Raw genomic sequence first — 6,762 nt, 5'->3', positions numbered from 1 at the left:
CTCGTCGCCCCCATGCTCGCCTGGCCCGCCGCCACCGACGGCGTCACAGACGCCCCCCGCCTGCTGGCCGCGCTGGCCACCGTGCTCACCGGCTGGCGCAGCAAATCCCTGCTCTTCGCCATCCTCGCCGGGCTGGGGGCGTTCTACGGGGCGACCTGGGCGCTTGGCTGATGTGGCGCAGAATTTCGGCCAGCGGCTCGAAGAGGTAGAACACGCGTTCACTGGTGCCCATCGCAAGGCCGATGCCGATGCCCGAAACGGCGGCGAGGAAAAAGCCGCTCAGCAGCAGGTAGATGGTGTAGCCCAGCGGCCCAAGCACCGCGCCTCGGCCACCATCCGGACCAGTGTGGCGACAACGGTGGTGGGCGCGGGCGCGGAAGCTCGGTTTCGATCAGGTCTGCCACGGTGGAGAGGCGCCTGCTGTGCCCCGCGATCCTGCGGCGCCTGGCGACCCTTGAGCAGGAAGGTTTCATTCGGCGCTGCCTGGATGACGGGCTCTACCGGGTGAACACCCTCAGCCCCGGCAACAGCCGAAATGCCGCCTGCCTCGCCCTGTTCGCCGATACCATCAGCTCATGCCTCGGTGATCTCACCGAGGAGATCGGATGGCCCGTCAACGTTGCCGTGCTGGACGGCAAGCCACCTTGGATACCGCCGGGTTCGTGGCGAAACACCTGGAGAGGACCGACAAGTCCGCCAAGGTGGCCAGTGGCTTGATGGAGTCTGCCAAGGCCACACGTCTTGCAGCGGTGTACCGGCCGGCCCTGGGGCCCGGCTGAAGCAGATTCAATGAAGCGTGCCTGGGCCCCCAAAGCCACCACCTGCGCCCTCAACGCCATGCTGCCCACGGTCAGGTCATTGGCCCTGGCCCTGTCGGCCGCGCGGACGCAGACCTTCTGACTGCCGCAGGCACAGGTTGGGTGACGTCACCCTTTCGCCGTCCCGGGTTACGGGCGGCGCAAATCAGGGTTCATCGCCTCTTGTTCCGCTGCGACGGTGGCGCGCGGCACCGCATTGGGCGAATACCAGACAGCCTCGGGTTGGATGTCCACGACGCGCTCGGCCCGCTCAAACTCGCGGGCCCGGGCCGCAGACCAGTCGATCCCGGCCCTGCCCGTCAAAAAAATCGCCTCGCCACTGGCAAAATCCGGAGTGAACACTCCGGCGCGGCCGCTGACTTCGATGTTGCCAAGCGTGTTGTAGTATCGATTGCCGGCATAATCCGGGACAGACAGTGCGCCGTCGGCATTCTGACGCAGGACACCGGGCCTCCCGCCGCGGTGAGACACATCCATCCCGTCGCTGGCGTGGGTCGCGATGAAGACCGTATCGGCTTGGGCAATGATCCGCCGCGTGACCACATCGCCCATGGCAACACGCCTGCCGCTGGCGGGCGGCACGGCCGCGGCAGGTGGACGGATATCGCGCGTCTGGATGTATTTCGGGCAGTTGCCGAAGCACTGTTCGACAGCGATCGACAGTTGGCCCTCCGCTGCGGCGATGACAACGCCATTCACTCGGTTGCGCCGACGTGTTGCAAAATCCAGCCCAAGCGCCGCCGCCTTGCTGCCCGGTTGCAGGTCGAGGCCAAGCTGGGCGGCCAGCGCGGGCCGGGCGTCAGCCGTCAACCGGGTGGGCGTCGCCTGCGCCCCCGTTGGCAACGGACAGATCGTGGCCCACGGACGGCCACGCACATCCAGCAGTCCGACAAACAGCACCGACAGACCCTCGAAGAAGGCGCGATGCGACGCGGGGATCTCCGCCCGGATGGCGCGGGCGGCGTGCGCGATCGTCTGCCGGAACACCCACGCGATCCTGCACCGCGCGTTCACCGCCGTGAAACACGTGATCGGTCATGTCTCACTCCCCGCACCGGCGCTCACCGCCTTTGGCAGCATCGCCCTGAAGGCTTTCGGCCTCTGGCCGACCTTCGAGCCCCGCACAGAGCAAGTCCGCTCCCAATCCTTGAGGTAGGTCGAACCGCATGCCAGCCTTGAGCAACCTCGGTGTAGCACTTGGCGGTGGTGTGATGTTCGGGGCTCCCGAATAACGGAAAGTGCCCCATTCAACCGGCTGTGCATTACCCCCTATCTGCTCGCCGGTTCGGTGCGCCGTGGCGGCACTGGAAGGCCGAGAAAGGCGGGCCTGTGGCCGGCCCCACGCGACTGCATGAAGCCGGCCTTGGTCTCAGCGCCGCCCACGCCCCTTGCGGTGAAAGCGCGGCAACTCTCCGGCCATGATGCAGCCGTAGGGGTCGATCTGGTCCACGATCTCGGCCAGTCCGAAGGCTTCAATCTGGGCCGTCACCGCTGCCGCCGGCTTGTAGCTCGACGGCAACTCGGAGGCATCCACCTTCCCGGCGTGAAACCGGATGTCGAGGCCCTCCGTTTCCTCGGCCAGCGCCTGATCGGGCGTCTTGGTGCCCAACCTGCGCATGTGCTCGGTCCGCGACCAGTTGCGCCCCGCGCCATGCGGGCTGAACCCCCAGGCATTCGGCGCATCCGTGCCGCGCACGATCAGCACAGGCTCCGCCATGTTGAGCGGAATGATCGTGCGCCCACCCGCATCGGCATCCGGCGCAAACCCTTCCCAACCGGGCGTCGCGCCCTTGCCGTGCAGGTAGATGTCGCCCCGGCGGAAGACGAAGTTGTGCTCGTTCCAGAACCGCTCACCGGCACTCGCGCTCGCGCGCTCCATCGTGGCCTGATGAATCGAGTTGTGGTTCGTCTTCGTCCACTTCCGGATCAGCTGGAGCGCCTCCCAGTAGGCCTCGCCCTCTGCACTGTCTGCCGGGATCCAGGCATTCTGCTTCAGCGTCGCCGGCGAATGCTTCCGCCGGTGGGCCTCCGCCACCTCCATCCCCGCCTTGTAGAGCTTGGCGCCCGGGCCGCGCGAGCCGTGATGCGTCACCAAAGCGGTCCGCCCGGTCGCGCGCGACCGCCCGACAAACAGGAAGTGGTTCCCGTCGCCCTGCGTCCCCATGTGTTCCTGCGCCGCCCGGATGATCTTGGCGTTGCTCAGAAACGGGTTCGCCCGGAAGGCATCCAGCAGGTCGAGCGACACGGTGAAGCGGTTGCCCTGCGGGCGTCCGCCCGGCCCGAAATGGGTCACTTCAGCCGCCGCATCCAACACTTCGGCCGGGTCGGCATCGCCCAGATCGCTCATCATCAGCGAGCAGCAGATGTCGGCAGAATGCATCCCGGGGTGGATGGCGTTCTTCGCCGCCACAACCCCGCCAACCGGGATCGTGCCCACCGGCCCCGCCGGGCAGGCATCGGGCATGATCGCCCCGCCCACAACGGTCGGGGTCCGCATCACCGCGCGCATCGTCTCGCGCACCTTGTCGAGGTTCGCGGCCTCATCGGCGTCGGCAGGGGTGAGGTTCTCGTGGAACGGCACCGCCCCGGCCTCGTGCAACGCGATGTGGACAGGCGGCACCGGAATTTCCCTGGCAAGAACCTCGCGAATGGCATCACGGCTTTCGCCAGCCGCCAGCATCTCGTTGCCGCGGCTGAGCAGCTCGGGAAACTGGGGGCCGGGCTGGTGGCCCCAGGCCTTGAGGTCGCTGCCGGTCAGCTGTGAAATCCTAAGGTCGTCCATCGTCTTGTCCTTTGGTCACTCTCCCCGTTTCCGGGGTGACGGTTGTGGATGGCGGGCCGGGAATGGGCCCGGCCCGCCGGTGTCTTCGGGTGCGGATTCACCCGTCTTCTCTTCACTCTTCTTCGATGGAGACTGTTTGACAGGATTCGGCGGCACGACCGAGGAAAACAGAAATCCTCCCTAACCTATTGTTTTTCAACAAATACACAGAACTTCCCAAGACTGCACCAAGCGATATACGATATTCTTGTATCGTATCTTATCCACTTGGAGTCTCCTCGTGAGAAACGTCGTCATCGGCTTCCTCGGAACGCAACTCGACATGGGCAAACGGCGCGGTTGGCGCCCCACGGTGTCGCTGTGCCAGGTTGAAGAGTTTCCGGTGGACCGGCTGGAGCTGCTCTACGACCGGAAATTCTCGCGGCTGGCCCACGGGGTGAAGCGCGACATCGAGCAGGTGTCGCGGGACACCGAAGTGATGCTGCGCGAGATGAACATGGATGACCCGTGGGACTTCGAGGAGGTTTACACCAAGCTCTATGACTTCGCGCTGAGCTACGGGTTCGACGAGGATCGCGAGCGCTACCACGTGCACCTCACCACCGGCACGCACGTCGGCCAGATCTGCTGGTTTCTCCTGTCGGAGTCGCGCCACATCCCCGCCGCCCTGATCCAGACCGGCCCGCCGCGCGGCGACAACCAGATTGGCACCTTCGACCTGATCGACCTTGACCTCAGCCGCTACGACGCACTCCAGCAACGCTTCGATCAGCAAACCCGGGAATACGGCGACCTGCTGAAGGGCGGGATCGAAACCGGAAATGCCCGATACAACGCCCTCATCGAGCGCATCGAGCAGGTGGCTGGCCTCTCCAACGCGCCGATCCTTCTGCAGGGCGAGTCCGGAACCGGCAAATCGGAGCTGGCGGCGCGCATCTACGAGCTGAAGTTGCAAAGACGTCGGGTGAAAGGCCGGCTTGTCTCGGTCAACTGCGCCACGCTGAAGGGCGCCGCCGCGATCCCGGCCCTGTTCGGCCAGCGCCGCAGCTTCACCGGCCAGCCGGGCACAGAGCGTGCGGGCCTGCTGCGCGAGGCCGACGGTGGCGTGTTGTTCCTGGACGAAGTGGATCAGCTCGGCCCCGATGAACAGGCGATGCTTCTCCACGCGCTGGAGACGGGGCGCTACTACCCGCTCGGCTCGGATACCGAGGTGACCAGCCGGTTCCAGATCATCGCCGGGGCCACCCGCGACCTCGCGGAACTGGCCGGGGAGGGGGCCTTCCGGCCCGATCTGCTCTCGCGGCTCAACCTCTGGACCTTCCGCCTCCCGGCGCTCCGGGAGCGCCCCGAGGATCTCGAGACAAACCTGATGTACGAACTGGCCCGGGCCGAAAGAACCCTGGGCACCCGTGTCGGCTTCAACGCCGATGCCCGGGACGCCTGGCTGCGATTCGCCCGCGCACCGGATACACCCTGGCCCGGAAACTTCCGCGATTTCGGCGGGTCAGTCCTGCGCCTTTGCACCCTTGCGCCACGCGGCCGGATCACCCGTGCGCAGGTGGACGAGGAGATCGAAACCCTGCGCCGCCGTTGGCAGGCCGCCGAGCAGGACCACGATGCAAGGCTCGTTGCCGAGGTGACAAACGCACCTCTCGACCCCTTCGACATCCCCCAACTCGCCAATGCCATCCGGGTCTGCCGTGCATCCAGCTCCATCAGCGATGCGGGGCGCCGCCTTTTCGCGGTCTCCCGCGCACAACGCACAACACGAAACGATGCCGACCGTCTGCGCAAGTATCTCGCGCGGTTCGGCCTGACTTGGTCTGAGCTGTGTGAATAGCGGGCCATGCAATCGTTGGTGCACCACGCGGCGCAGGTCGGCGTCCGGCGTTTCGCTTCCGGTCGTGCGTGATGCATTTGGCAGGCATGGGCTCAAACCGCGCCTTCGCCGCGTTTTCAACGCATGGCGGCTTGGTCTCTGCCCGGCGTGTCGTCCTCAGCGCCGCGCTCCAGGCGACCGTCGGCAGATCGGCTTCAGCCCGCGCGGTTCCGGCCATTCCATCCTCAGACTGACAGGCGCTGGCGCCGGATCAGGGCAACCCCGGCTCCGGATGAGCGATGTAACCCGACAGCCGATCCTGCGCGTTCTCTGACAGCTCCCCTAGCGGAAGAACTCCGGGTTGGGCGTCACATAGCCGCCCTCCTCCTCCACCGGATCGCGGAACACCTCGGTCTTCACACCCGGCGTCTTCGCGAAAGCCTCCATCGCCTGCTTCGGATACCACGTCTGCTTCACATGGCCGAAGCCGGGCAGCTGCCGCAGGATCGCCGTCGTGGAGCGGGCGCAATGCGCCTTCTTCACAGCCCCGTTGTTCTGCACCAGCGCCAGCGCGCGCTGCGCCACCTCGGGGCTGACGCGCACCTCCTGCGTGATCACCCGCCACTCGGGCCGCGCGTGGTAGTCGATGTAAAACGCCATGACACGCGGGTTGGCCCCGATCACCACGTCGTTGCGCTCGGGCACCTGCGGGCTCTTGAAGCTGCCCGCCGGATCAAAGATCACCCGCTGGCTGCCGTTGACCACAAGCCCGGTATGCCCGCCTGCGCCGCTCTCATTGTTGATCACGGTCACCAGGGTGAGCGAGGGCGGCGCGGCATGGCTGTAGCGCGCGCGCTTCACCTGCTCATCCGGCGCCCAAACCGGCTCGGCCGCCCCGCAGGCGGCCAGAACCATCGGCAACAGGATTGCCACCCAAACACGTTTCATGAGTTCCGGCCTCCAGCCCTGCCACACACGCAGGGGGAGTTTACCCGCTCGTCAGCCGTTGACCAGAGCGAGGAACACGAGGAAGACAAGTATCACCACCACCGTCCTGGTGACAAAGCTCATGAACCCGTTGAACGTGGCTTCATGATCGCTGATATCCATCTCGCCATGCTTGTGCTCGGCCATGGGTCTCTCCCGAATTTTCGTGTCGCACCGCCAATAGCGCAAATACCCCACCCGGGTAAAGATACAGCGCACCGGGCAAAAAGGCGCAGGCCCGCTCCATTTTCTTGCTCCAAGTATCTCCCGCCGGAGGCCCGAAGTCACCGTCCCGCCCCCTCAACCCGCGCCACGGCCTGCAATGGCAGACGCGGGCGGGGCGCGCGGGGTGGGTG

At 66.1% G+C, this 6,762-nt stretch carries 6 protein-coding genes; 2 read left to right on the top strand and 4 right to left on the bottom strand.

What is annotated here, in order from left to right:
• Positions 1 to 12: 12 nt before the first annotated feature.
• Positions 13 to 171, top strand: a complete 159-nt coding sequence (locus DYI42_RS24685) for an AzlD domain-containing protein (protein WP_369334185.1) — start codon at positions 13 to 15, stop codon at positions 169 to 171.
• A 776-nt stretch (positions 172 to 947) separates the two neighbouring features.
• Here the strand turns inward: DYI42_RS24685 and DYI42_RS24610 are convergent.
• Both DYI42_RS24610 and DYI42_RS22645 read right to left on the bottom strand, forming a co-directional pair.
• The gene (locus DYI42_RS24610) at positions 948 to 1,805 is read right to left on the bottom strand and encodes a pyridoxamine 5'-phosphate oxidase family protein (RefSeq protein ID WP_342344726.1); all 858 of its coding nucleotides are present in this window, start codon (positions 1,803 to 1,805) and stop codon (positions 948 to 950) included.
• A gap of 382 nt (positions 1,806 to 2,187) precedes the next feature.
• Positions 2,188 to 3,600: an RtcB family protein gene (locus DYI42_RS22645; protein WP_213549220.1), complete on the bottom strand. Its 1,413-nt coding sequence runs from the start codon at positions 3,598 to 3,600 to the stop codon at positions 2,188 to 2,190.
• 280 nt (positions 3,601 to 3,880) lie between these two features.
• Here DYI42_RS22645 and rtcR point away from each other — a divergent pair, with 280 nt between their 5' ends.
• A complete protein-coding gene (gene rtcR, locus DYI42_RS22640; RefSeq protein WP_213549218.1) occupies positions 3,881 to 5,440 on the top strand; it encodes an RNA repair transcriptional activator RtcR in 1,560 nt (519 codons plus the stop codon).
• A gap of 321 nt (positions 5,441 to 5,761) precedes the next feature.
• Here rtcR and DYI42_RS22635 read toward each other — a convergent pair whose 3' ends face one another.
• Together DYI42_RS22635 and DYI42_RS22630 are read right to left on the bottom strand one after the other, a co-directional pair.
• Positions 5,762 to 6,367 carry a hypothetical protein gene (locus tag DYI42_RS22635; protein WP_213549216.1) on the bottom strand — a complete coding sequence of 202 codons (606 nt, stop codon included), beginning with the start codon at positions 6,365 to 6,367 and terminating at the stop codon, positions 5,762 to 5,764.
• Between the two features lie 51 nt (positions 6,368 to 6,418).
• Entirely contained in the window at positions 6,419 to 6,553 is a 135-nt protein-coding gene (locus DYI42_RS22630) for an aa3-type cytochrome c oxidase subunit IV (RefSeq protein ID WP_213549214.1), read from the bottom strand.
• Positions 6,554 to 6,762 lie beyond the last annotated feature (209 nt).

The organism is Vannielia litorea (genome assembly GCF_018424695.1).
Classification (GTDB): domain Bacteria; phylum Pseudomonadota; class Alphaproteobacteria; order Rhodobacterales; family Rhodobacteraceae; genus Vannielia; species Vannielia litorea_A.
This window is presented reverse-complemented; position numbering and strand designations above follow the sequence as displayed.